Origin of the sequence: Nocardioides faecalis, assembly GCF_018388425.1 — a bacterium.
Classification (GTDB): domain Bacteria; phylum Actinomycetota; class Actinomycetes; order Propionibacteriales; family Nocardioidaceae; genus Nocardioides; species Nocardioides faecalis.
On record NZ_CP074406.1, the window covers coordinates 2,134,724 to 2,158,724 of the forward strand.

Sequence of the window (24,001 nt, forward strand, 5' to 3'; positions counted from 1 at the left end):
GTCAGGCGCCGTCGAGGGTACGGCGCAGCGCGGTGTGCGCCTCCTCGAACACGGCTGCGTGCTCCTCCAGCGGGCGCGACTCGAGCCCGGCCACCAGCTCGAGGACGCGGTCGACGGAGTCGTTCCCGGTGGGCGTCAGCGGTACCTCGGTCATGGGGCGAGGCTACCGCGCACCGGACTCCTCACCGGGCACCTGCACCCCCGTCACGTCGGCGACGGTGCCGGTGGCGTCGAGGTGCTCCCATGCCGCGCACGCGACCACCCGCCACCAGTCGGCGGCCCCGCCGCTCGTCTGGTCGCTGTCGCTGTCCCGGGTCACCGTGAGCCTGCCGTCGTGCACGCGCGCCGACCAGCCCCCGAGTCGCCAGGACACGTCCTCGGCCTCTGCGTGCTCGGTGGGCGCGTCGAGCGGGTGGCGGCTCGGCGCGGGGTGCGGCTCCAGCAGCCCGCCGAGGTCGAGCGAGAGGTACGACGGCCGCTGCCGCGGCGTCGCCGCCACGAGCTCGGGCAGGCCGGTGACGCCGGTGAGCACGAGGAGCGAGGCGACGCCGGCGTTGTGCGCGCCCTCGATGTCGGTGTCGAGCCGGTCGCCCACCATCAGGGGCCGCTCGCCGCCGACGCGTCGTACCGTCTCGTCGAGCAGCGGGCGTTCGGGCTTGCCCGCCACCTCGGCCGGCACGCCGCTGAACTCCTCCAGCATCCGCACCAGCAGGCCGTGGCCGGGAGCGATGCCCTCCTTGGTGGGGATCGTGGCGTCGGCGTTGGCGGCCAACCAGGGCAGGCCGTCGCGGATCCGCACGGCACCCGACATGATCTCGTGCCACCGCAGCTCGGGGCCGTAGCCGCTGGCGATGGCCTGCGCCTCCTCGCTGACCCCGACCGGCACGAGACCGGCTTCCTCGAGCGCCCCGTGGAGCCCCGGACCGCCGAGACAGACCACCCGGGCCCCGGCACCGTGGCGCTCGCGCAGCACGTGCGCTGCGGCCTGAGCGCTGGTGACCACGTCGGCGACGTCGGCAGGCACCCCGAGCTGACTCAGGTGCGCCGCGACGGTGGAGGCCGTGCGGGAGGCGTTGTTGGTGACGAACGCGACCCTGCCGCCCGCGGCTCGGGTGCCCTCGATCGCGGCCGCCGCACCGGGCACCGCGGCGCCGCTGATGTAGACCACGCCGTCCAGGTCGAGCATGACCAGGTCGTGGGCGGGGCAGAGCGGTTCGGCAGAGGAGGACAGCACAGGGCAACCTTGCCAGGGTCGAGGACCAACGACTCCGTACGATGCCCGAATGGACGCGACCACGTTGGTGACCCCACCGTACGTCGCCGGACCGTTCCGCCTCGAGCCGTTCCGCGGCCTCATGCTCGCGCCTGGACGGGTGGGCAACCCCACCACCGGGCGCGCGTTCGCCCGGCCGTACCGGGAGGTCTCCAACCGCCTGGCGCGGTGGCAGGCCAAGGGGTACCTGACCCACGACGAGACGCCCGCGCTGTACCTGCACGAGTACACCTCCGGCGGCATCACGGTGCGCGGCCTGGTCGGTGCGCTCGACGTCTCCCGGCGCGCGCTGCACCCGGCGGACCGCGCGGTGCTGCCACACGAGGGGATTCACCCCGTCCAGGCCGACGAGCTCGCCGACCGGATGGCGGAGATGCGGCTCAACCCCGCCCCGATCCTGTTGGTGCACCGTGGCTCCGAGGCCCTGCGCGCACAGCTGGGCGCGGTGGCCGCCACCGAGCCCACGCACGCGTTCACCGACCGCAGCGAGCAGCAGCACCGGATCTGGGCGACCCGGGATCGCGAGACCCTCGACCTGATCGCGGCCGAGCTCAGCAGCACCCGGGCACTGATCGCCGACGGTCACCACCGCTACGCCGCCTACCTGCGGCTGCAGCGCCGGCACGCCGCGCAGGGCAGCCCCGTGCCGACCGACTTCGGACTGGCGATGCTCGTGGACCAGGACGACACCCCGCTGTTCCTCGGTCCGATCCACCGCACGCTCGTCGGCGCCACCATGGACGACCTCCGTGACGCCGTGCAGAGCCTCGGCCTGACCTACGAGCCCCAGGACCAGGCCGGCTCGGTCGCCGCGCTGTCCGCGACCCGGCTCGCCGCCACCGACGGCACCGACTGGGCGATCATCGGGTTGGACCCCGACAGCGGCGAGGCCGCCGTGGAGACGTTGCACCGTCACGTGGTGCCCGCGCTGCCGCACGGCCCGACGACGCTGGTCTACCACCACAGCGTCGAGGACGCGCTCGCCAAGGCGCGCCCGGACGCGGTCGCCGTGCTGATGCCGGCTCCCAGCGTCGACCACGTGATCCGGATAGCGGAGGCCGACCGCCTGCTCCCGGAGAAGGCGACGTCGTTCCAGCCCAAGCCGAGCCTCGGCGTCCTGATCAGGTCGCTTCGGGACTGATCCCGTCCGAGCGCGGACCGCTGCCCGGATCCAGGCGTGCCAGGAACGGGATGCGGTGCGCGAGACGAGCGACCGACGTCCCGCGAGGGCCAGCACGAGGCACTGGATCGTGACGCCGTCGACGAGAGCCAGCATCTGATCCGCGGCATCAGCCGCGAGCCCCTGGGCGACGAACCGGCCGCGCAGCTCACGATCCAGGTCCGCGGACGCCGGCGGCCAGCTCCCCGTCGGTGGCGGCGATGGCGGCGAAGGCGAGCCAGACCCGGGCACGGCGCTCCCTCCAGGTCGTCCAACGGCAGCCATTGCTGTACGACCTCCAGCACCGTCGTGGGCCGCGCCGCCACGACATGAGACAAGAACAGCTCACCGGCATGGTCGAAGCCGGCGCGCACGAGTTCCCGCTTCGTACGGAAGTAGTACTGCACCTGAGCCGGTGAGACGCCCCCAGTTGCTGCGACGCTGCGGACGCTGAGGGCGCCGACGCCTTGATCGGCGAGCACAGCTCCCAGCTGGCGGAGCCCGACGACGGGTGTCTCCACATCGGCGAACCAGAAGAACGGTCGAACAGCCCGGGCGGGAGCGGGCCACCGACGATCCGGATGCGTCACCCGGTCGAAAACGCATGAAAGGCCAGCACACGAATGTGCTGGCCTTTCATGGAATGTTTGTCCGGCGGCGTCCTACTCTCCCACAGCCTCTCGGCTGCAGTACCATCGGCGCTGGCAGGCTTAACTTCCGGGTTCGGGATGGGACCGGGTGTTTCCCTGCCGCTATGGCCGCCGTAACTCTATGAACCCTCACTCCACCAGCCACATGGGTGTGGTGGTGTGGGGTTGAATCGTGGACGCGATGCGTTGGTGCGCGGAATGTCATGTGTGTTCGTGTGTTGCCATGACCCGTGTGCACATCGGATTTGTTGGATGTGTTGGGGGTTTGTTGTGGCAAGTCTTCGGCCTATTAGTACCGGTCGGCTGGGCATTGCTGCTGTACACCTCCGGCCTATCAACCCAATAATCTGTTGGGGGCCTTAACCCACAAAGGGGTGGGAAACCTCATCTTGAAACGTGCTTCCCGCTTAGATGCGTTCAGCGGTTATCACTTCCGAACGTAGCCAACCAGCCATGCACCTGGCGGTACAACTGGCACACCAGAGGTTCGTCCATCCCGGTCCTCTCGTACTAGGGACAGCCTTTCTCAAGTTTCCTACGCGCGCGGCGGATAGGGACCGAACTGTCTCACGACGTTCTAAACCCAGCTCGCGTGCCGCTTTAATGGGCGAACAGCCCAACCCTTGGGACCTACTCCAGCCCCAGGATGCGACGAGCCGACATCGAGGTGCCAAACCATCCCGTCGATATGGACTCTTGGGGAAGATCAGCCTGTTATCCCCGGGTACCTTTTATCCGTTGAGCGACAACGCTTCCACTCGCAGTTGCCGGATCACTAGTTCCGACTTTCGTCCCTGCTCGACATGTCTGTCTCACAGTCAAGCTCCCTTGTGCACTTACACTCAACACCTGATTGCCAACCAGGCTGAGGGAACCTTTGAGCGCCTCCGTTACTCTTTAGGAGGCAACCGCCCCAGTTAAACTACCCATCAGGCACTGTCCCTGAACCAGATCATGGCCCTAGGTTAGACATCTAGTACGACCAGAGTGGTATTTCAACGTTGACTCCACCCCCACTGGCGTGAAGGTTTCACAGTCTCCCACCTATCCTACACAAGCCGAACCAAACACCAATGCCAAACTATAGTAAAGGTCCCGGGGTCTTTCCGTCCTGCCGCGCGTAACGAGCATCTTTACTCGTAGTGCAATTTCGCCGAGTCCATGGTTGAGACAGCGCCCAAGTCGTTACTCCATTCGTGCAGGTCGGAACTTACCCGACAAGGAATTTCGCTACCTTAGGATGGTTATAGTTACCACCGCCGTTTACTGGGGCTTAAATTCTGAGCTTCGACTTGCGTCTAACCCGTCCTCTTAACCTTCCAGCACCGGGCAGGAGTCAGTCCGTATACATCGTCTTACAACTTCGCACGGACCTGTGTTTTTAGTAAACAGTCGCTTGGGCCTGGTCTCTGCGGCCCTTCACGCTCACCCAGCAAGTGGGGTCACGATCCGGGCCCCCCTTCTCCCGAAGTTACGGGGGCATTTTGCCGAGTTCCTTAACCATGGTTGTCTCGATCGCCTTGGTATTCTCTACCTGATCACCTGAGTCGGTTTGGGGTACGGGCGGCTCATGGCTCGCTAGAGGTTTTTCTAGGCAGCATAGGATCACCCACTTCCCCCCTACGGGGTCGGCATCACATCTCAGACTCACCCACCAAAGGGCTGCAACCCGGATTTGCCTAGGTCACGTCCTACATGCTTACCCGCCGTCTACCATCGCGGCGGTTGGGCTACCTTCCTGCGTCACCCCATCGCTTGACTACTACCGGATCGGGTCCCACGCTCCGCCCAGCCCTCTCACCCCGAAGGGATCAATAAGCTGGGTTTCGGGTGGTTAGCATCACCGGGCTCGTCATGGGCGCCATTTTGCCGGTACGGGAATATCAACCCGTTGTCCATCGACTACGCCTGTCGGCCTCGCCTTAGGTCCCGACTTACCCAGGGCAGATTAGCTTGACCCTGGAACCCTTGATCAATCGGCGCACGGGTTTCTCGCCCGTGATTCGCTACTCATGCCTGCATTCTCACTCGTGTCACGTCCACCCCTGGATCACTCCGGAGCTTCACCCGTGACACGACGCTCCCCTACCCAGCCACACCCCTGAACCACCATCAAGTGGGGCTTGGGTTACATGTGGCTGCCATGGCTTCGGCGGGCGGCTTGAGCCCCGCTACATTGTCGGCGCGGAATCACTTGACCAGTGAGCTATTACGCACTCTTTCAAGGGTGGCTGCTTCCAAGCCAACCTCCTGGTTGTCACTGCGACTCCACATCCTTTTCCACTTAGCCGCCTCTTAGGGGCCTTAGCCGATGGTCTGGGCTGTTTCCCTCTCGACTACGAACCTTATCGCCCGCAGTCTCACTGCCACGCTCACACTTACCGGCATTCGGAGTTTGGCTAACGTCAGTAACCTGGTCGGGCCCATCGGCTATCCAGTGCTCTACCTCCGGCAAGAAACACGCAACGCTGCACCTAAATGCATTTCGGGGAGAACCAGCTATCACGGAGTTTGATTGGCCTTTCACCCCTACCCACAGGTCATCCCCTCCATTTTCAACTGAAGTGGGTTCGGTCCTCCACGCCGTCTTACCGGCGCTTCAACCTGCCCATGGGTAGATCACTCCGCTTCGGGTCTAGAACACGCGACTCAAACGCCCTATTCAGACTCGCTTTCGCTACGGCTACCCCACACGGGTTAACCTTGCCACGTGCCGCTAACTCGCAGGCTCATTCTTCAAAAGGCACGCCATCACCCCAACACCACAAGTGGCAGCCGGGCTCTGACGGATTGTAGGCACATGGTTTCAGGTACTATTTCACTCCCCGCCAGGGGTACTTTTCACCTTTCCCTCACGGTACTTGTCCGCTATCGGTCATCGAGGAGTATTTAGGCTTAACGGGTGGTCCCGCCAGATTCACACACCATTCCAGGAGTGGCGTGTTACTTGGGAGATACCGAACACAGCCAGCCTCTATCGTCTACGGGGCTATCACCCGCTCCGGCACCGCTTTCCAACGGACTTCGACCTCAAGACTGGTTTCTGACTGTGCGCACCACCGGCAGATGGCACAACGACATTCCCACGACCCCCCACCTGCAACCCCTGCCGGGTATCACACAAGTGAGGTTTAGCCTCATCCGATTTCGCTCGCCACTACTCTCGGAATCACGGTTGTTTTCTCTTCCTGTGGGTACTGAGATGTTTCACTTCCCCACGTTCCCTCCACACACCCTATTTTATTCAGATGCGGGTAACTGGACATGACTCCAGCTGGGTTTCCCCATTCGGACATCCCCGGATCAACGCTCGGTTGCCAACTCCCCAGGGCATTTCGCAGGCTCCCACGTCCTTCATCGGCTCTCGATGCCAAGGCATCCACCATGTGCCCTTAACAACTTGCCCACAACAAACCACCAACACACACAACAAACAAACACGTCATGCACGAGATGGCCATATGGTTTCTCAAATCAGTTAAGAAACACCTTAACAATCACGAAACAACACAAACATTCACCACCCACAACCACACCCCACCACCAAGTTCCGAAGAACAAACTCCGAAGACTCAGGTGAGCTGCATGTGCGGGCGGATGCTCGCGTCCACTATCCAATAATCAAACAACCAGAAGCCCTACCAGCACCCCACCCCAAACAGGTGATCGGCGTCTGATGCCTCAGACACCCAACAGCGTGCCATACACCCACAACCACACCAGCCCCCAGAAAGGAACCACCATGGCTGCAGAAGATCATTGTGTTCCACTAGTGAACACCCCAAAGAACAACCAGCACATTCGGCCGGCTGCGTGAGTGTGCTCCTTAGAAAGGAGGTGATCCAGCCGCACCTTCCGGTACGGCTACCTTGTTACGACTTCGTCCCAATCGCCAGCCCCACCTTCGACGGCTCCCCCCACAAGGGTTGGGCCACCGGCTTCGGGTGTTGCCGACTTTCGTGACGTGACGGGCGGTGTGTACAAGGCCCGGGAACGTATTCACCGCAGCGTTGCTGATCTGCGATTACTAGCGACTCCGACTTCATGGGGTCGAGTTGCAGACCCCAATCCGAACTGAGACCGGCTTTTTGGGATTCGCTCCCCCTCACGGGATCGCAGCCCTTTGTACCGGCCATTGTAGCATGCGTGAAGCCCTGGACATAAGGGGCATGATGACTTGACGTCATCCCCACCTTCCTCCGAGTTGACCCCGGCAGTCTCCCATGAGTCCCCGGCATTATCCGCTGGCAACATGGAACGAGGGTTGCGCTCGTTGCGGGACTTAACCCAACATCTCACGACACGAGCTGACGACAGCCATGCACCACCTGTACACCAGTATCAAAGAGACCTCTATCTCTAGAGGCTTCCGGTGTATGTCAAACCCAGGTAAGGTTCTTCGCGTTGCATCGAATTAATCCGCATGCTCCGCCGCTTGTGCGGGCCCCCGTCAATTCCTTTGAGTTTTAGCCTTGCGGCCGTACTCCCCAGGCGGGGCGCTTAATGCGTTAGCTACGGCACGGAACCCATGGAATAGGTCCCACACCTAGCGCCCAACGTTTACGGTGTGGACTACCAGGGTATCTAATCCTGTTCGCTCCCCACACTTTCGCTCCTCAGCGTCAGGTAATGCCCAGAGAACCGCCTTCGCCACCGGTGTTCCTCCTGATATCTGCGCATTTCACCGCTACACCAGGAATTCCATTCTCCCCTGCATACCTCTAGTCTGCCCGTATCGAAAGCAAGCCATGAGTTAAGCCCATGGTTTTCACTCCCGACGTGACAAACCGCCTACGAGCCCTTTACGCCCAATAATTCCGGACAACGCTCGGACCCTACGTATTACCGCGGCTGCTGGCACGTAGTTGGCCGGTCCTTCTTCTGTACCTACCGTCACTTTCGCTTCGTCGGTACTGAAAGAGGTTTACAACCCGAAGGCCGTCATCCCTCACGCGGCGTTGCTGGATCAGGCTTCCGCCCATTGTCCAATATTCCCCACTGCTGCCTCCCGTAGGAGTCTGGGCCGTGTCTCAGTCCCAGTGTGACCGGTCACCCTCTCAGGCCGGTTACCCGTCAAAGCCTTGGTGAGCCATTACCTCACCAACAAGCTGATAGGCCGCGAGCACATCCTGGACCGAAAAAACTTTCCACCACCAACCCATGCGGGTAGTAGTCATATCCGGTATTAATCACCGTTTCCGGTGGCTATCCCAGAGTCCAGGGCAGATTACTCACGTGTTACTCACCCGTTCGCCGCTCGAGTACCCCGAAGGGCCTTTCCGCTCGACTTGCATGTGTTAAGCACGCCGCCAGCGTTCGTCCTGAGCCAGGATCAAACTCTCCATAAGAAAATTCAATACCTGACAACCAAACAAACCTGACAATGTTAATCGCCAGAATCATTTCATTGCCGAAAAACCCACACCAGCCATAAGCTGATGCATTAATTCACAACAATCATATGCATGACACACTGTTGAGTTCTCAAACATCACACGCACTCGCGCCTCAACCCGATCCGGGCCTTGGTCGCGGGGCAACCTGTGAAACGTTACTCGGCCGATCCGAGCCGGTCAACTCCGCGAGGAGCAACCCGACTCGCACACACCAAGCACCCCGGACACACGACAAGAACCTTTGTTCTGGGCCCTAGGCCCGGAGGTTCTCGCTGCGTTCCCGCGGCGAGAAGGAACATTACCCACACACCCCCGGTACATGCCAAACCGGGGCGGCCCCTGACTTTCCGGGGCCGCCCCGGGGCGGTGTCTTGCGGGTGTCCGACGGGCGTCGGACGGGTCCTCGCCGGCTCAGTCGAGCGCCTGGCGGAGCGCAGCGGAGCGCCCCCGGAGCTCGTCGAGCTGCTCGCGGACGCGCACCGGTGCGGTGCCGCCGCGGCCGTCGCGGGAGGCGACCGAGCCCTCGACCGTGAGCACGCTGCGCACGGCGGGCGTCAGGTGCGGCGAGATGTCGGCGAACTGCTCGTCGCTCAGCTCGTCGAGCTCGATGCCGAGCTCCTCGCAGCGTCGTACGCAGGCACCTGCCACCTCGTGGGCGATCCGGAACGGCACGCCCTCACGCACCAGCCACTCGGCGATGTCGGTGGCGAGCGAGAACCCCTGCGGGGCGAGCTCGGCCATCCGGTCGGTGTCGAAGACCAGTGTCGCGACCTGGCCGGTGAACGCCGGCAGCAGGACCTCGAGGGTGTCGACGGAGTCGAAGACCGGCTCCTTGTCCTCCTGCAGGTCCCGGTTGTAGGCCAGGGGCAGCGCCTTGAGCGTGGTGAGCAGGCCGGTCAGGTTCCCCACGAGCCTGCCCGCCTTGCCCCGGGCGAGCTCGGAGATGTCGGGGTTCTTCTTCTGCGGCATGATGCTGGAGCCGGTCGACCAGGAGTCGTGCAGGGTGACGAACCCGAACTCCCGCGTCGCCCACAAGATCACCTCCTCGGCGATCCGGCTGACGTCCACGCCGATCTGCGCGGCGACGAAGGCGAACTCGGCCACGAAGTCGCGCGAGGCGGTGCCGTCGATGGAGTTCGCGGCCGAGCCGGTGAAGCCGAGCTCGGCGGCCACCAGCTGCGGGTCCAGGCCGAGGCTCTGTCCGGCCAGCGCCCCGGAGCCGTACGGCGAGTCGCCGGCCACCCGGCGGCGCCAGTCGGCGAGCCGGTCGACGTCGCGCAGCAGCGCCCACGCGTGCGCCAGCAGGTGGTGGGACAGCAGCACCGGCTGGGCGTGCTGCAGGTGGGTGCGCCCCGGCATGATCGCGGGCTCGGTGTCCCCCTCCCCCAGGTGCGCCGCGGCCTGCGTGGCCAGGGCGTCGACCAGGTCGAGGACGAGGCCCGCGACAACGTCGCCGTGGTCCAGCAGGTAGCGGCGGAACAGGGTGGCGATCTGGTCGTTGCGGGAACGGCCCGCGCGGAGCTTGCCGCCGACCTCCGGGCCGACCTCCTCGATGAGCAACCGCTCCAGCGCGCCGTGCACGTCCTCGTCGGACTCGGCCGGCTGCAGCGAGCCGTCGCGGAACCTGGCGGCGAGGGCGTCGAGCCCACGGTGCAGCTCGGCCTCCTCGGCCTCGCTCAGCAGCCCGGCCGCGCCGAGCGCCTTGGCGTGGGCGTGGGAGCCGGCGATGTCGTACAGCCCCAGCCGCCAGTCGAAGTGGGTGGAGCGCGACAGCGCCTCCAGCTCCGGGGACGGGCCGCCCGCGAAGCGTCCACCCCAGAGCTTGCCGGTGTTCGTGCTCATGACTCTCCTCCTCGGACGTGCGCTATCGCCGCCCGCATCTGCTCCGTCAGCCGGGGGTCGACGTCAGTCGGTCCCGGACTCCATCGCCACGTCCTCCAGCAGGGCCTCGCGCACGTCGCCGCCCTCGGGGTTCGCCGTGATCCGGTCGTAGCCGCCCGCGGGCAGCTCGCCGAAGAGCGTGCCGTTCTCGACCAGGACCGTGCCCTGGTCCAGCGGCTGGCCGGCGTACAGCTCGAGCTTGGCCCGGGAGTCCGCGATGTCCAGGTTGCGCATGGTGAGCTGGCCGATCCGGTCGGTGGGACCGAACGCGGCGTTCTCGACGCGCTCCATCGACAGCTTCTCCGGGTGGTAGGAGAAGTTCGTGCCCTTGGTGTCGAGGATCGTGTAGTCGTCGCCGCGGCGCAGCCGCAGCGTGACGGTGCCGTTGACCAGGGAGGCGATCCAGCGCTGGATCGACTCGCGGATCATCAGCGCCTGAGGGTCCAGCCAGCGACCCTCGTAGAGCAGGCGGCCGAGCTTGCGGCCCTCGTTGTGGTACTGCGCGACGGTGTCCTCGTTGTGCACCGCGTTGACCAGCCGCTCGTACGATGCGAACAGCAGCGCCATGCCCGGCGCCTCGTAGATGCCGCGCGACTTGGCCTCGATGATCCGGTTCTCGATCTGGTCGCTCATGCCCAGGCCGTGGCGCCCGCCGATGCGGTTGGCCTCCAGCACCAGGGCGACCGGGTCGTCGTAGCGGCGGCCGTTGATGGCGACCGGGCGGCCGGCCGCGAAGGTGACCGAGACGTCCTCGGACTCGATGGCGACCGAGGGGTCCCAGAACTTCACGCCCATGATCGGCTCGACGGTCTCCAAGGAGACGTCGAGGTGCTCCAGGGTCTTGGCCTCGTGGGTGGCGCCCCAGATGTTGGCGTCGGTGGAGTACGCCTTCTCGGTGGAGTCGCGGTAGGGCAGGCCGTGGGCGACGAGCCACTCGCTCATCTCGTGCCGGCCGCCGAGCTCGGCGACGAAGTCGGCGTCCAGCCACGGCTTGTAGATGCGCAGCTCGGGGTTGGCGAGCAGGCCGTAGCGGTAGAACCGCTCGATGTCGTTGCCCTTGTAGGTCGAGCCGTCGCCCCAGATGTGCACGTCGTCGGCCTGCATGGCCCGCACGAGCATGGTGCCGGTGACGGCGCGGCCCAACGGGGTGGTGTTGAAGTACGCCTTGCCGCCGGAGCGGATGTGGAAGGCGCCGCACGCCAGCGCGGCCAGGCCCTCCTCCACCAGCTGCGGCTTGATGTCCACGGAGCGGGCGATCTCTGCGCCGTACTCCTTGGCGCGCAGCGGGACGCCCTCGATGTCGGGCTCGTCGGGCTGGCCGATGTCGGCGGTGTAGGTGCAGGGCACGGCGCCCTTGTCACGCATCCAGGCGACGGCGACCGAGGTGTCGAGGCCGCCGGAGAAGGCGATGCCGACGCGCTCCCCGATCGGCAGGGAGGTGAGGACCTTGCTCAACTGTCGTTCCTTTCAGGCTCCACGCGCTCTGCGAGGGAGGTGAATCGTTGGGCCAGGGCGTCTCCCCCGGCGGGATCCCGTCCGATGACGAGGACCGTGTCGTCTCCGGCGATGGTGCCGAGGACGTCGCTGCGCAAGCTGGCCTCAGCGCGGTCGATCGCGCTGGCCAGGAATTGGGCGGCACCGGGCGGCGTGCGCAGCACCACCAGGTTGGCGCTGGCCTCCGCGCTGACCAGCAGCTCGCCGCACAGCCGGGCGAGCCGCTGCTGCGCGGCCTGGGCGGCACCCGAGCCGCGGACCGCGGGGGCGTCGCCCACCGCGGGCACGGCGTAGACCTGGGTGCCTGAGGGGCCACGGACCTTGACGGCGTCGAGCTCGACGAGGTCGCGGCTCAAGGTCGCCTGGGTGACGTGCACGCCCCGTTCGCCGAGGAGGTCGGCGAGCTCGGGCTGCGACCGGACCTCGTGGCCGGTCAGCAGCTCCACGATGAGCGCCAGGCGGGCGTTCTTCGTCAGCGGGGTCAGGGCGTGCTCGGGCATCTCAGGCTCCCAGTCGCGCCGGGTCGGCCAGCCAGGCCATGACGGCCTTCTGGGCGTGGCGGCGGTTCTCCGCCTCGTCCCAGACCACGCTCTGCGGGCCGTCGATGACCTCGGCGTCGATCTCCGAGCCGCGGTACGCCGGCAGGCAGTGCAGCACGATCGCGTCCGGTGCGGCGTGCCGCATCAGCTCGGTGGTCACCGCGTAGGGACCGAAGACGGCCCGCCGCTCGGCGGCCTCGTCCTCCTTGCCCATCGACACCCAGGTGTCGGTGACCACGACGTCGGCGCCCTGCACGGCCGCAACGGGGTCGTCGGTGACCCGGACGCTCCCCAGCGGCATGAGGTTCACGCGTGCGCGGACGTCGGCGGCGGGCCCGTAGCCCTCGGGGCAGCCGAACGCCACCTCCATGTCCGCGGTCGCCCCGGCCAGCGCCCAGGAGTTGCCCATGTTGCAGGCGGCGTCGCCGAGGAACGCCACACGCAGCCCGGCCAGCCGGCCCTTGTGCTCGGTGATGGTGAGCAGGTCGGCGAGGAGCTGGCAGGGGTGGAACTCGTCGGTGAGCGCGTTGATCACCGGCACGCCGGAGTGCTGCGCCATCTGCTCCAGGTCGCTCTGCGCGAAGGTGCGCCACACGATCTGGGAGGCTTGACGGCCCAGCACCCGCGCCACGTCGGGCACGGACTCGCGCTTGCCGATCCCGGCCAGGGCGCCGTCGACGAGCATCGGGTGGCCCCCGAGCTCGGCGATGCCCGCGGCGAACGAGGCCTGGGTGCGCAGGGTGGGCTTGTCGAAGATCATCGCGACCGTGCGCGGCCCGGCCAGCGGCTTGGCGCCGTAGGGGTCGGCCTTCAGCCGCGCGGCCAGGGCGAGCACCTCGGCCTGCTCGGCCGCCGACAGGTCGTCGTCGCGCAGGAAGGAGCGGACCGTGCCGGTCCCCGGGGTGTCCGGTGTGGTCGTTCCGGTCGTGCTCACAGGTGCACCGCCTTGTCGAGGAGGGTGGGCCAGGCCTGGACGAACGCGTCGACCTCGGCCGCGGAGACCACGAGCGGCGGCGCGAACCGGATCCGGTCCGGGCCGGTGGCGTTGATGATCCAGCCGGCGTCCTGGGCGGCGGCCACCACGGCCGGTGCCGCGGGTGCGCCGGGGCCGGTGAGCGTCAGGCCGACCAGCACGCCGCTGCCGCGGACCTCGCTGACCCGGTCGTCGGCGGCGAGACCGGAGCGCAGCCGCTCCCCCATCGCCGTGGCGTTCTCCAGCAGGCCCTCGCCGAGGATCGTGTCGATCACCGCCAGCGCGGCGGCGGAGGCGACGGGGTTGCCGCCGAAGGTGGTGCCGTGGTTGCCCGGCTCGAGCAGCGAGCCAGCGCGGCCCAGGCCGATGCACGCACCGATCGGGATGCCGCCGGCCAGGCCCTTCGCCAAGGTGACGAGGTCGGGGGTGATGCCTGCGGGGTGGCTGGCCAGCCAGTGGCCGGTGCGCCCCATGCCGGACTGGATCTCGTCCAGCCACAGCAGCGCGCCGTGCTGCGTGGTGATCTCGCGGGCGGCCTGCAGGAACGCGGTGGAGGCGACGTTGACGCCCGCCTCCCCCTGCAGCGGCTCGATCACCACTGCGGCGGTCTGGTCGTCGACCGCAGCCGCGAGGGCGTCGGCGTCGCCGTACGGCACCCAGGTGACGTGGCCGGGCAATGGCTCGAAGGGCTCGCGGTAGGCGGCCTTGGAGGTCAGCGCCAGGCTGCCCATGGTGCGGCCGTGGAAGGCGTCCTCCATGGCCACGATGTGGGTGCGGCCGGTGCGCCGGGTGATCTTGAGGGCGGCCTCGTTGGCCTCCGCGCCGGAGTTGGCGAAGAAGACCCGGCCGTCCACGCCGGGCGCGGTCAGCGCGAGCAGCCGCTCGGCGAGCTCGACCTGCGGGGTGGTGGCGAAGAAGTTCGACACGTGGCCCAGCGTGGCCAGCTGCTCGCTCACCGCACGCAGCAGGGCGGGGTGGGCGTGGCCGAGGGTGTTGACCGCGATGCCGCCGAGGAAGTCGACGTAGGTGTTGCCGTCGACGTCGGTCACCCGCAGGCCCTCGCCGCGGGCGAGCACCATCTTCGGCGGACCGAAGGTGTTCATCACCGCGGCGGCGTACCGCTCGGTCCACTGCTGGTTGAGGCTCTGCTCGCTCACCGGCCGGCCTCCCGCGCCTTGCGCGTCTTCGTGGTGACGCCGGGCAGCACCTGGGTGCCGACGCCCTCGTCGGTGAACAGCTCCAGCAGGACGGCGTGCTCCTGGCGGCCGTCGACGACGGTCGCGCGCTTGACGCCGCCGCGCACCGCCTGCAGGCACGCCTTCATCTTCGGGATCATGCCGGAGGCCAGGGTCGGCAGGATCTCCTCGAGCGCCTCGGGGCTGATCTCGCCGATCACCTCCTCGGGGTCCGGCCAGTCGAGGTAGAGGCCCTCGACGTCGGTGAGCACCAGCAGCTTCTCGGCGCCCAGGGCGGAGGCCAGCGCGGCCGCGGCCGAGTCGGCGTTGACGTTGTGCACGACGCCGTCGGAGTCGGGGGCGACGCTGGACACGACGGGGATCCGACCGGCCTCGATGAGGTCGAGCACCGCCTCGGGGCGCACCTGCTCCACCTCGCCGACCAGCCCGAGATCGACCTCCTGGCCGTCGACGACCGTGCCGGTCTGCACGGCGGTGAACAGCCCCGCGTCCTCGCCGGAGAGGCCGACGGCCAGCGGGCCGTGCTCGTTGATCAGGCCGACCAGCTCGCGCTGCACCTGGCCGACGAGCACCATGCGGACGACGTCCATCGCCTCCGGCGTGGTCACCCGCAGGCCGCCGCGGAACTCCGACTCGATGCCGAGCCGGTCGAGCATCTGGGAGATCTGCGGGCCGCCGCCGTGCACGACCACCGGGCGGAACCCGGCGAAGCGCAGGAACGCGATGTCCTCGGCGAAGGCACGCTTGAGGGTGTCGTCGGTCATCGCGTTGCCGCCGTACTTCACCACCACGACCTTGCCGTGGTAGGCCTTCAGCCACGGCAGGGCACCGGCGAGCGTGGCCGCCTTGTACGGGTCGGGCTTGCCGGGCTGGGTCATCTTCTCCTCGTTCATGACGAGTACGCGCTGTTCTCGTGGACGTAGGCGTGGGTCAGGTCGTTGGTCCACACCGTGGCCTGGGCCGGCCCGGACTTCAGGTCGATGGTCACCGTGACGTCGCGCGGCGAGAGGTCGACCAGGGCCGGGTCCTCGGCCGGGGTGCTGTTGCGGCACACCCACACGCCGTTCATCGCCACGTCCAGGTCGGCCGGGTCGAAGGCCGCGCCGGTGGTGCCGACCGAGGCGAGCACGCGTCCCCAGTTCGGGTCCTTGCCGAACACCGCGGCCTTGAACAGGTTGCTGCGTGCGACGCTGCGGCCGACCTCGACCGCGTCGTCCTCGCTGGCCGCGCCGCACACGGTGATCGCGATCTCGTGGTCGGCGCCCTCGGCGTCGGCGAGCAGCTGCTTGGCCAGCGACGTGCACGCCTGTGTCAGGGCGGCGGTGAACGTCTCCAGGTCCGGGCGCACGCCGGAGGCGCCCGAGGCCAGCACGGTGACGGTGTCGTTGGTGGACTGGCAGCCGTCGGAGTCGAGCCGGTCGAAGCTGACCCGGGTCGAGGCGCGCAGTGCGGCGTCGAGGTCCGCGGCGTCGACGATCGCGTCGGTGGTGATCACCACCAGCATCGTGGCCAGTGCGGGTGCGAGCATGCCGGCGCCCTTGGCCATCCCGCCGATGGACCAGCCGGCCCCGTCGGGGGCCTCGACGACGACCTGCTTGCTCACCGAGTCGGTGGTCATGATCGCCTCGGCGGCGTCCGCGCCGCCGTCCCTGCTGAGCGCGGCGTGCACGGTGTGCACGCCCTTGAGGAGCACGTCGCGGTCGTTGGCCAGGCCGATCAGGCCGGTCGAGCACACGACCACGTCGCCGGCGCCGATGCCGAGCAGGCCGGCGACCTCCTCGGCGACCTGGTGGGTGGTGAGGAAGCCCTCGGGGCCGGTGTAGCAGTTCGCTCCCCCGGAGTTCAGCACAACGGCGCGGACCACGCCGTCCTTGACCACCTGCTCGCTCCACAGCACCGGGTTGGCCTTGCAGCGGTTGGAGGTGAAGACGGAGGCGGAGTCGAAGCGAGGGCCGGTGCTGGCGACGAGGGCCAGGTCCTTGCCTCCGTTGACCTTGATGCCGACGGCGGCGCCGGCGGCGGCGAACCCGGCGGGATGCGTGATGCTCATGGTGCGACCTCTACGGATGTGTTCAGGCGGGGACGGCGGGCGCGACGGTGTGGCCCGATCGTCGCCACGCGTCCTCGGCCCGGTCGGCCTGTGCGGTGCGCACCAGGATCCAGTCCGTGTCGTAGGTGGACAGGGTGAACACGGGCAGCCCTTCGGCCGCCAGCGGGGTCAGCAGCGACACCAGCACGCCCGGCTCGCCGAGGTCGAGCGGGCCCTCGACACAGAACGCGGTGTACGGCTTCGCGTGCCGCGCCTTCTTCGGAACGCTGCGCCCGGCGCAGACCAGGGAGGTCTCCGTCGCGGTGGCGGTGATGGAGAAGATCGAGGACGACTCCGCCCACTCCGGGATCTCCGCGCCGGCGGGCAACCGGACCACGGCGAGGGTCTCGGGGAACCGCGAGATCGTGTACGACTTCGCGGACGTCTCGGACGTCTCGGACGTCGCGGGCGACTCCGGGGTCTCGGGGTTCTCGGGGGTGTTGCTCTGCTCGCTCACGGGGCCAGTCCTACGGTGCTCAGGCCCGTGGTCTCGTCGAGACCCAGGGCGAGGTTCATGCACTGCACGGCGGCGCCGGCAGTGCCCTTGGCGAGATTGTCCACCGCGCCGACCGCGACCAGTCGACCGGCCGCCTCGTCGACGGCGACCTGCAGGTGCACGGCGTTCGAGCCGGTCACCGACTGCGTCTGCGGCCACTGGCCCGCGGGCAGCAGGTGCACGAAGGGCTCGGTGGCATACGCGGTGGCGTAGACGTCGTACGCCTCGGCGGCGGAGACGTCGCGAGCCAGCGGTGCCGAGCAGGTCGCCAGGATGCCGCGCGACATCGGCACCAGCAGCGGCGTGAAGCTCACCTTCACGCCCGTCGGGCCACCGGGGGTGAGCCGGCCGAGGTTCTGGGTGATCTCCGGGGTGTGCCGGTGCACGCCGCCGACGCCGTAGGCGCTGGCGTTGCCCATCACCTCGGAGCCGAGCAGGTGGGTCTTGGCGGCCTTGCCGGCGCCGCTGGTGCCGGAGGCGGCGACCACGACCACGTCGGGGGTGACCAGACCGGCGGCGACCGCGGGGGCCAGCGCGAGCGAGGAGATCGTCGGGTAGCAGCCGGGCACCGCGACCCGGCGCGCACCGCGCAGCGCGTCCCGGCCGCCGGGCAGCTCGGGCAGGCCGTAGGGCCAGGTGCCGGAGTGCGCGGAGCCGTAGAAGCGCTCCCAGACGGCCGCGTCCTCGAGCCTGTGGTCGGCGCCGCAGTCGATGACCACGACGGCCGGGTCGGTCTCGGCGAGCGCCGCGGCGAGCGGGCCGGACTGGCCGTGCGGCAGGGCGAGGAAGACGACGTCGTGGCCCGAGAGCACCTCGGGGGTGGTCGGCTCCAGCACCCGGTCGGCGAGCGGCCACAGGTGCGGCTGCAGGGAGCCGAGTCGCTCGCCCGCGTTCGACCCGGCGCTCAGCGCACCGATCTCCACCTCGGGGTGCGCCAGCAGCAGCCGCAGCACCTCACCGCCGGCATACCCGCTGGCGCCGGCGACGGCCACCTTCACCTTCGTCATGTGCATGAACATACATCACGCTGCATGCCCTCGGTCGAGGGGGGTCGGGAAGGGTCAGGAGGCGGTGCCGAAGAGCCCGTCCGTCGCCGCCGCCATGCGCTCGCCCAGCATCGGGGTCAGCGTCTCGGCGTAGGTGTCGGAGATGTGCGTGCCGGAGCGGTAGACGATCACGTTGCCGATGACCGCCGGGCAGGTCCGGCCGTCCGGGCAGGCCAGGTCGTTCATGTCCACCGGGCGCACGCCCTCGACGCGCTCCGCAGCCTCGAGCTGCGCGGCCGCGCCGGAGCCCTTGGACTGGCGCGCCATGTCGAACGCGCACTTCCTCAGGTCGTCGAGGTTCTCCTGCACGCACTCCGGCCGGTTCGACAGCCCGGGGTTGTCCACGATCGGCGCTACCGCGATGCCCGCGTCGCGCAGGGCCTGCCAGTGGTGCACGAGGCCGTCGACCATCGCCTTCCGCGTCAGCGGGGTGTCTTCGTCGTACGGGCCACCGGGCATCGCGACGCTCCACCGCGTCACCGTGACCACGAGGTCGGGGCGCAGGTCGAGGATCTCGGCCAGCGAGCGCTGCGACCAGTCGTCGCAGGACGGATTGGGGTTGCCGTCCGGGCCGGGACGGACCACGTCGGCGAACTCGCAGCCGTTCTTGCCGATCACGACCAGCTTCCAGCCCTGGGCGCGGGCGAGCTCGTGCAGCGGGGTGAACCACTGCATGGCCTTGGAGTCGCCGACCAGCACGACGGTGCGCTCGCCGTCGGGCGCGCCGTACTCGCACTGCTTCAGGTCGCCGTAGTTGTTGACGACGCAGGAGTCGTCGTAGATCTGCGGCATGTCGGTGGCGGCGTCCAGCGGGGAGGGCCGGATCGCCTCGACGCTGCGCTGCTCGGCCCAGTAGCCGGCCGGGCGGGTGCCGATCGCGGCGGCGCCGGGACTCTCCTCGGCGTTCGCCACCGGGACGGTGCCCACCAGCGCGAAGGAGGCGATCACGGCGGCGCCGGTGAGGCCGGCCACCGCGGTGAGGACACCGCCCATCACCAGGGCGGGCCGGTTCGCGGCCAACCGCCGGCTCTCGCGCACCGGGTTCTCCAGGTACCGGTAGGACAGCCACGCCGGGATCGCGGAGACCGCCACCACCAGCAGCAGGTGGCGCACCCGCAGGTCGTCGCCCCACAGGCCCTGGGCGCCCACGATGAACGGCCAGTGCCACAGGTAGAGGGAGTACGACAGGGCGCCGATCCACACCGCCGGACGGATCCCGATGACGGCACCCACGCCGCGGTCCGGGGTGGTGCCGCCAGCCAGGATGACCCCCGCGGTGCCCAGCACCGGCAGCAGCGTCCCCAGGCCCGGCCAGTCCCAGCTGGGCTCGTAGGCGAGCATCACGGTCGCGATGGCCGCCAGCCCGGCCCAGCCGGCGACCTGCCGCAGCCACTGCGGCAGGCGGACCAGGACCGGGTAGGCGACGGCGAGCAGCGCGCCGACCCCGAGCTCCCACACCCGGGTGGTGGAGACGAAGAACGCCTGGCCGGGCACCTCCTGCACGTAGTGCAGGGTCCAGGCGAAGGAGGCGAGGGTGAGCACCGCGACGGTGGCGAAGAGCGCGAGCCGGCGGCGCTGGGAGACCAGGGCGACAACGAGGGCGATCAGCAGCGGCCAGACGATGTAGAACTGCTCCTCCACCGCCAGCGACCAGTAGTGCTGCACCGGGGAGGCGCCCACGTCCTCGGCGAGATAGTCGACCTCACGGTCGCCCAGGCGCCAGTTCACCAGGTAGAACGCCGCCGCGACGATGTCGCCGCCGAACGGCTTGCGGTCGCCCGCGGGCAGGCAGAAGACGGTGACCAGCGCGCTGAACGCCAGCACCAGGGTGCCAGCCGGCAGCAGCCGCCGGGCCCGGCGCGCCCAGAACCGGGCCAGCCGCAGCCTGCCGCGCTGCTCGACCTCGCGCACCATCAGCGAGGTGATCAGGAAGCCGGAGATCACGAAGAAGACGTCGACACCCGCGAATCCACCGGGCAGCCAGGCGAGCCCGGCGTGGTAGACGAGGACCGAGAGCACCGCGATCGCGCGCAGCCCCTCGATGTCCCGGCGCGGGCGAGAGCGCGCCGGCGGCGGCACAGCAGTCGGCGCGTCGTCGCGTCCTGCGACCTCCGCCGTCGTCATCGCTGGACGGCGCCGGTCCGGGCTGCGGCAGCCGCCACGGCGGCGTCACGCGCCGCGCCCGTCTCCACCTCGGTCAGGGTGCGGTCGGGAGCACGGAAGCGCAGCGCGAACGCCAGCGACTTGTGCCCCTCGCCGATCTGCTCGCCGGCGTAGACGTCGAACAGGCGCACCGACTCCAGCAGGTCCCCGGCGCCCTCGCGCAGCGCCTCCTCGACCTCGGCCACGGTCACGGAGTCCGGCACCACCAGGGCGACGTCCTCCTTGGCCACCGGCATGGTCGAGAAGACGGGGCCTGCGACCACGTCGGGCACGGCGGCGAAGAGCGCGTCCAGGTCGACCTCGACGGCGGCGCTGCGCTTCGGCAGGCCGTACGACGTGCACACCTGCGGGTGCAGCTCGCCGGCGTAGCCGACCACGACCTCGTCGACGGTGGCGACCGCGCAGCGTCCCGGGTGCCACGGCGCCCGGGTGCCGGTGCTCAGCCGGATGGGGGCACCCAGCTCGTCGGCGAGGCGGCGCAGCACGGCGACCGCGTCCTCCCAGCCGACGGCACGACCCTCGCCCCACCAGCCGGACTGCTCGCGCTCCCCGCCCATCACCACGGCGAGGTGCTGCGGCTGCACGGGCAGCGCCTCGAACAGCTTGTCGATCTCGGAGGCCGAGGGACGGCCGTGCACGCCGTAGATGGGCGCCGGACCGTTGTCGGCGGGGAACGCCACGGTGCCGGTCTCGAACAGCGCGACGCGCGAGGCGCCGCGGCTCACGTTGCGTGCGGCTGCCTCGAGCAGGCCGGGCAGCAGCGTGGTCGTGTATCCGGGCTCCTCGCTGGAGAGCGGGTTGGCCAGCAGCACCGTGTTGCGCAGCGGGTCACCCTCGGGCACGCCGAGCTTGTCGAAGGTCGCCGGACCCACGAAGGGGAAGCTGACGACCTCGACGCAGCCGGCGCCGGCCAGGGTGCGGCCCACACGCCGGCGCAGGCGCTGGGTGCGGGTCAGGCCGCGGCCGGTGGCGCGGCGCGGCAGCACGCTGGGCACCTGGTCGTAGCCGACGATCCGCACGACCTCCTCGACCAGGTCGTAGGGGTCGTTGAGGTCGGGGCGCCAGCTGGGCGGGACGACCTCGACGGTGCCCGCCGACGCGTGCTCGCTCACGGTGGCGCCGATGGAGCGCAGGTGCTCGACGGTGCTCATCGCGGAGATGTCGATGCCGCTGATCCGGGCCGGCAGGTCCGTCTGCAGCCGGATGGCCGGTCGCTGCGGGGCGGTGCCGACGAGGGTGTAGCCGGGCTCGGCGACAGCGCCGCCGTGCTCGACGAGGAGCTCGACGACCCGGTCCGCGGCGACACCGGGCAGGAGCGGGTCGACGCCGCGCTCGTTGCGCTTGCCCGCCTCGGAGGTCAGCCGATGGCGCCGACCGGTGCGGAACATCGAGGTGGCGTCCCAGTGCGCGGCCTCGACGAGGATCCGGGTGGTGGTCTCCGACATCTCGGTGGTCAGCCCGCCCATGACACCGGCCAGACCGATCGGTCCGGAGTCGTCGGTGATCACCAGGTCCTCGACCGAGAGCTCGCGGTCGGTGCCATCGAGGGTCGTCAGGTGCTCGCCGGGCAGCGCGCGACGCACCCCGAGGCCGCCGGCGACCTTGTCGGCGTCGTAGCCGTGGATCGGCTGGCCCAGCTCGAGCATCACGTAGTTGGTGATGTCCACGGCGAGCGAGATCGAGCGCATCCCGGCCTGCTCGATCCGTCGGCGGATGACCTCAGGGGTGGGGCGGGTCGGGTCGAACCCGCTGACCAGCCGGGCCGCGAAGACCGGGCAGCCGGCGGGGTCGGCCACGGTGACCGGCCAGGCCGCGCCGTCGGGCTTCGGCAGGACCCGCTGCGCAGGGTCGTGGAACGGCACCCCGAAGCCGAGCGCGGCCTCGCGCGCGACGCCGCGCAGCGACAGCGCGTAGGCGCGGTCGGGGTTGATCTCGAACTCGATGACCTCCTCGGAGAGGCCGAGCAGGTCGAAGACGTCGTCACCCGGCGCACCGGCGTCGCTCGGCAGGACGATGATGCCCTCGCCGTCGCCGCTGAGCCCGAGCTCGGCTGCCGAGCAGATCATGCCCGCCGAGACGTGGCCGTAGGTCTTGCGTGCGGAGATGGCGAAGCCACCGGGCAGCACTCCCCCGGGCAACACGACGACGACGAGGTCGCCGGGGCCGAAGTTGTGCGCGCCGCACACGATGCCCTGCGGCTCGCCGGTGCCGTTGGCGTCACCGACGTCGACGGTGCACCAGTTGATGACCTTGCCGTTCTTCTGCGGCTCGGGCTCCTTGGTGAGCACCCGGCCGATGACCAGCGGGCCCTCGATGCCGGCGCCGGCGCTGTGGATGCCCTCGAGCTTGAGGCCGAGCGCGGTGAGCCGGTCGGTGAGCGCCGCGGTGCTCACACCGGCAGGCAGGTCGACGTGCTCCTTGATCCAGGAGACAGGGGCTCTCACGTTCTACAGCTCGCTTCCGAATGCGGTGGTGAAACGGATGTCGCCCTCGAAGAGGGTGCGCAGGTCCTCGAGACCGTGCCGGAACATCAGGGTGCGGTCGATGCCCATCCCGAAGGCGAACCCGGAGAACCGCTCCGAGTCGACGCCGCACGCCTGCAGCACCCGCGGGTTGACGATGCCGCAACCGCCCCACTCGATCCAGCCCTCGCCGCGGCAGGTGCGGCAGGAGGAGTCGGTGCGCTCGGGGTCGGTGCCCGCGCCCCGGCACACGAAGCAGACCAGGTCGACCTCGGCGGACGGCTCGGTGAAGGGGAAGTACGACGGCCGGAAGCGGGTCGTGATGCCCTCACCGAACATCTGGGTCGCGAAGTGGTCCAGGGTGCCCTTGAGGTGCGCCATGGAGATGCCCTCGTCGATCGCGAGGCCCTCGACCTGGTGGAACATCGGCGAGTGCGTGGCGTCGTACTCGTCGGTGCGGAAGACGCGGCCGGGGCACACCACGTACAGCGGGTTCTCGGCGCTGACGCCGCGGGCGAGCATGCTGCGGGCCTGGACCGGGCTGGTGTGGGTGCGCAGCACGACGTGGTTCTCGGCCGGCGCGGTCCAGAAGGTGTCCTGCATGGTGCGCGCCGGGTGGTCCGGACCGAGGTTGAGCGCGTCGAAGTTGAGCCACTCGGCCTCGATGACCGGCCCCTCGGCGACCTCCCAGCCCATCGCGACGAAGATGTCGGCGATGAGCTCGGCGCCGGTGGTCAGCGGGTGCCGGGCTCCGGTGGGCTCGCGGTCGGTGGGCAGCGTGACGTCGACGGCCTCGGTGACGAGGATCCGCGCCTCGTGCTCGACCTCGAGCACCGCCTGCCGCTCGGCCAGGGCCTTGTTCACCGCCCCACGGGCCTGGCCGACGCGCTGACCGGCCTCCTTGCGGGCCTGCGGCGGCAGCGCGCCGATCTCCCGGTTGGCCAGGGCGAGCGGAGAGCGGTCGCCGGCGTGCTCGGTGCGCACCGCCTTGAGCCGCTCCAGGTCGGTGGCGGCGGCGATCGCGGACAGCGCCGCGTCGCGGGCGGTCTCCACCTCGGCAGGGCTCACGGCGGCGACCTCCACGGGGTCGTAGTCGGTGTTGGGGCCAGACATATCGGCAGCAGTCTAGGAACCCGGAGGACCCGTCGGCGAACCGGTGCCGCCGCGGCGGGTCTCCCCGGTCG

At 68.9% G+C, this 24,001-nt stretch carries 15 protein-coding genes, 3 rRNA genes and 1 pseudogene; 1 reads left to right on the top strand and 18 read right to left on the bottom strand.

Annotated features, from left to right (window positions below; all coding sequences use genetic code 11):
- Window position 1: 1 nt before the first annotated feature.
- Entirely contained in the window at window positions 2-154 is a 153-nt protein-coding gene (locus KG111_RS09895; RefSeq protein WP_205292927.1) for a hypothetical protein, read from the bottom strand.
- Between the two features lie 9 nt (window positions 155-163).
- Complete coding sequence (locus KG111_RS09900) at window positions 164-1,234, bottom strand: HAD-IIA family hydrolase (RefSeq protein WP_249666066.1); 1,071 nt, start codon at window positions 1,232-1,234, stop codon at window positions 164-166.
- A gap of 49 nt (window positions 1,235-1,283) precedes the next feature.
- On the opposite strand from KG111_RS09900, the gene KG111_RS09905 reads away from it, so the two are divergent.
- Window positions 1,284-2,414, top strand: coding sequence for a DUF1015 family protein (locus KG111_RS09905; RefSeq protein ID WP_205292926.1), 1,131 nt, complete (start codon window positions 1,284-1,286; stop codon window positions 2,412-2,414).
- Window positions 2,415-2,809: 395 nt separating this feature from the next.
- Here KG111_RS09905 and KG111_RS18570 read toward each other — a convergent pair.
- From KG111_RS18570 to pheS, 16 genes and pseudogenes are all read right to left on the bottom strand, one after another.
- Window positions 2,810-3,022: pseudogene (locus tag KG111_RS18570) on the bottom strand (hypothetical protein); the annotation flags it as partial.
- A gap of 59 nt (window positions 3,023-3,081) precedes the next feature.
- Window positions 3,082-3,198: ribosomal RNA gene (rrf, locus tag KG111_RS09910) — 5S ribosomal RNA — on the bottom strand.
- 153 nt (window positions 3,199-3,351) lie between these two features.
- Window positions 3,352-6,488: ribosomal RNA gene (locus tag KG111_RS09915) — 23S ribosomal RNA — on the bottom strand.
- A 424-nt stretch (window positions 6,489-6,912) separates the two neighbouring features.
- Window positions 6,913-8,430 (bottom strand): 16S ribosomal RNA (locus KG111_RS09920).
- Together the 16S, 23S and 5S rRNA genes form the textbook arrangement of a ribosomal RNA operon.
- Window positions 8,431-8,889: 459 nt before the next feature.
- Window positions 8,890-10,320 carry an argininosuccinate lyase gene (argH, locus tag KG111_RS09925; protein ID WP_205291952.1) on the bottom strand — a complete coding sequence of 477 codons (1,431 nt, stop codon included), beginning with the start codon at window positions 10,318-10,320 and terminating at the stop codon, window positions 8,890-8,892.
- Between the two features lie 63 nt (window positions 10,321-10,383).
- Window positions 10,384-11,814: an argininosuccinate synthase gene (gene argG / locus KG111_RS09930; protein WP_205291951.1), complete on the bottom strand. Its 1,431-nt coding sequence runs from the start codon at window positions 11,812-11,814 to the stop codon at window positions 10,384-10,386.
- Window positions 11,811-12,353, bottom strand: coding sequence for an arginine repressor (locus KG111_RS09935; RefSeq protein WP_205291950.1), 543 nt, complete (start codon window positions 12,351-12,353; stop codon window positions 11,811-11,813). Before KG111_RS09935 ends, argG begins: the two co-directional genes overlap by 4 nt.
- 1 nt (window position 12,354) lies before the next feature.
- Window positions 12,355-13,326, bottom strand: coding sequence for an ornithine carbamoyltransferase (argF, locus tag KG111_RS09940; protein WP_205291949.1), 972 nt, complete (start codon window positions 13,324-13,326; stop codon window positions 12,355-12,357).
- On the bottom strand, window positions 13,323-14,522 hold the full coding sequence (locus KG111_RS09945; protein WP_283770547.1) for an acetylornithine transaminase: 1,200 nt from the start codon (window positions 14,520-14,522) through the stop codon (window positions 13,323-13,325). The genes argF and KG111_RS09945 overlap by 4 nt, the downstream gene beginning before the upstream one ends.
- Window positions 14,519-15,454 (bottom strand): acetylglutamate kinase, encoded by a 936-nt coding sequence (gene argB, locus KG111_RS09950; RefSeq protein WP_240195832.1) that lies wholly within the window; start codon window positions 15,452-15,454, stop codon window positions 14,519-14,521. Before argB ends, KG111_RS09945 begins: the two co-directional genes overlap by 4 nt.
- Window positions 15,451-16,611, bottom strand: a complete 1,161-nt coding sequence (gene argJ / locus KG111_RS09955) for a bifunctional glutamate N-acetyltransferase/amino-acid acetyltransferase ArgJ (RefSeq protein WP_205291948.1) — start codon at window positions 16,609-16,611, stop codon at window positions 15,451-15,453. Before argJ ends, argB begins: the two co-directional genes overlap by 4 nt.
- A 22-nt stretch (window positions 16,612-16,633) precedes the next feature.
- Complete coding sequence (locus tag KG111_RS09960) at window positions 16,634-17,107, bottom strand: ACT domain-containing protein (RefSeq protein WP_205291947.1); 474 nt, start codon at window positions 17,105-17,107, stop codon at window positions 16,634-16,636.
- A complete protein-coding gene (gene argC / locus KG111_RS09965; protein ID WP_213449978.1) occupies window positions 17,104-18,159 on the bottom strand; it encodes an N-acetyl-gamma-glutamyl-phosphate reductase in 1,056 nt (351 codons plus the stop codon). The genes KG111_RS09960 and argC overlap by 4 nt, the downstream gene beginning before the upstream one ends.
- Before the next feature lie 48 nt (window positions 18,160-18,207).
- Window positions 18,208-20,316, bottom strand: a complete 2,109-nt coding sequence (locus tag KG111_RS09970) for an acyltransferase family protein (protein ID WP_205291945.1) — start codon at window positions 20,314-20,316, stop codon at window positions 18,208-18,210.
- On the bottom strand, window positions 20,313-22,799 hold the full coding sequence (gene pheT, locus KG111_RS09975) for a phenylalanine--tRNA ligase subunit beta (RefSeq protein WP_205291944.1): 2,487 nt from the start codon (window positions 22,797-22,799) through the stop codon (window positions 20,313-20,315). Before pheT ends, KG111_RS09970 begins: the two co-directional genes overlap by 4 nt.
- A gap of 3 nt (window positions 22,800-22,802) precedes the next feature.
- The gene (gene pheS / locus KG111_RS09980; RefSeq protein WP_205291943.1) at window positions 22,803-23,930 is read right to left on the bottom strand and encodes a phenylalanine--tRNA ligase subunit alpha; all 1,128 of its coding nucleotides are present in this window, start codon (window positions 23,928-23,930) and stop codon (window positions 22,803-22,805) included.
- Between the last annotated feature and the right edge of the window lie 71 nt (window positions 23,931-24,001).

Excerpts from the sequence above, each read along its gene's own strand:
- argH (WP_205291952.1), bottom strand. The coding sequence starts at position 10,320 with ATGAGCACGAACACCGGCAAGCTCTGGGGTGGACGCTTCGCGGGCGGC.
- KG111_RS09970 (WP_205291945.1), bottom strand. The coding sequence starts at position 20,316 with ATGACGACGGCGGAGGTCGCAGGACGCGACGACGCGCCGACTGCTGTG.
- argJ (WP_205291948.1), bottom strand. The coding sequence starts at position 16,611 with ATGAGCATCACGCATCCCGCCGGGTTCGCCGCCGCCGGCGCCGCCGTC.
- argB (WP_240195832.1), bottom strand. The coding sequence starts at position 15,454 with ATGAACGAGGAGAAGATGACCCAGCCCGGCAAGCCCGACCCGTACAAG.
- KG111_RS09895 (WP_205292927.1), bottom strand. The coding sequence starts at position 154 with ATGACCGAGGTACCGCTGACGCCCACCGGGAACGACTCCGTCGACCGC.
- KG111_RS09935 (WP_205291950.1), bottom strand. The coding sequence starts at position 12,353 with ATGCCCGAGCACGCCCTGACCCCGCTGACGAAGAACGCCCGCCTGGCG.
- argC (WP_213449978.1), bottom strand. The coding sequence starts at position 18,159 with ATGCACATGACGAAGGTGAAGGTGGCCGTCGCCGGCGCCAGCGGGTAT.
- KG111_RS09905 (WP_205292926.1), top strand. The coding sequence starts at position 1,284 with ATGGACGCGACCACGTTGGTGACCCCACCGTACGTCGCCGGACCGTTC.
- pheS (WP_205291943.1), bottom strand. The coding sequence starts at position 23,930 with ATGTCTGGCCCCAACACCGACTACGACCCCGTGGAGGTCGCCGCCGTG.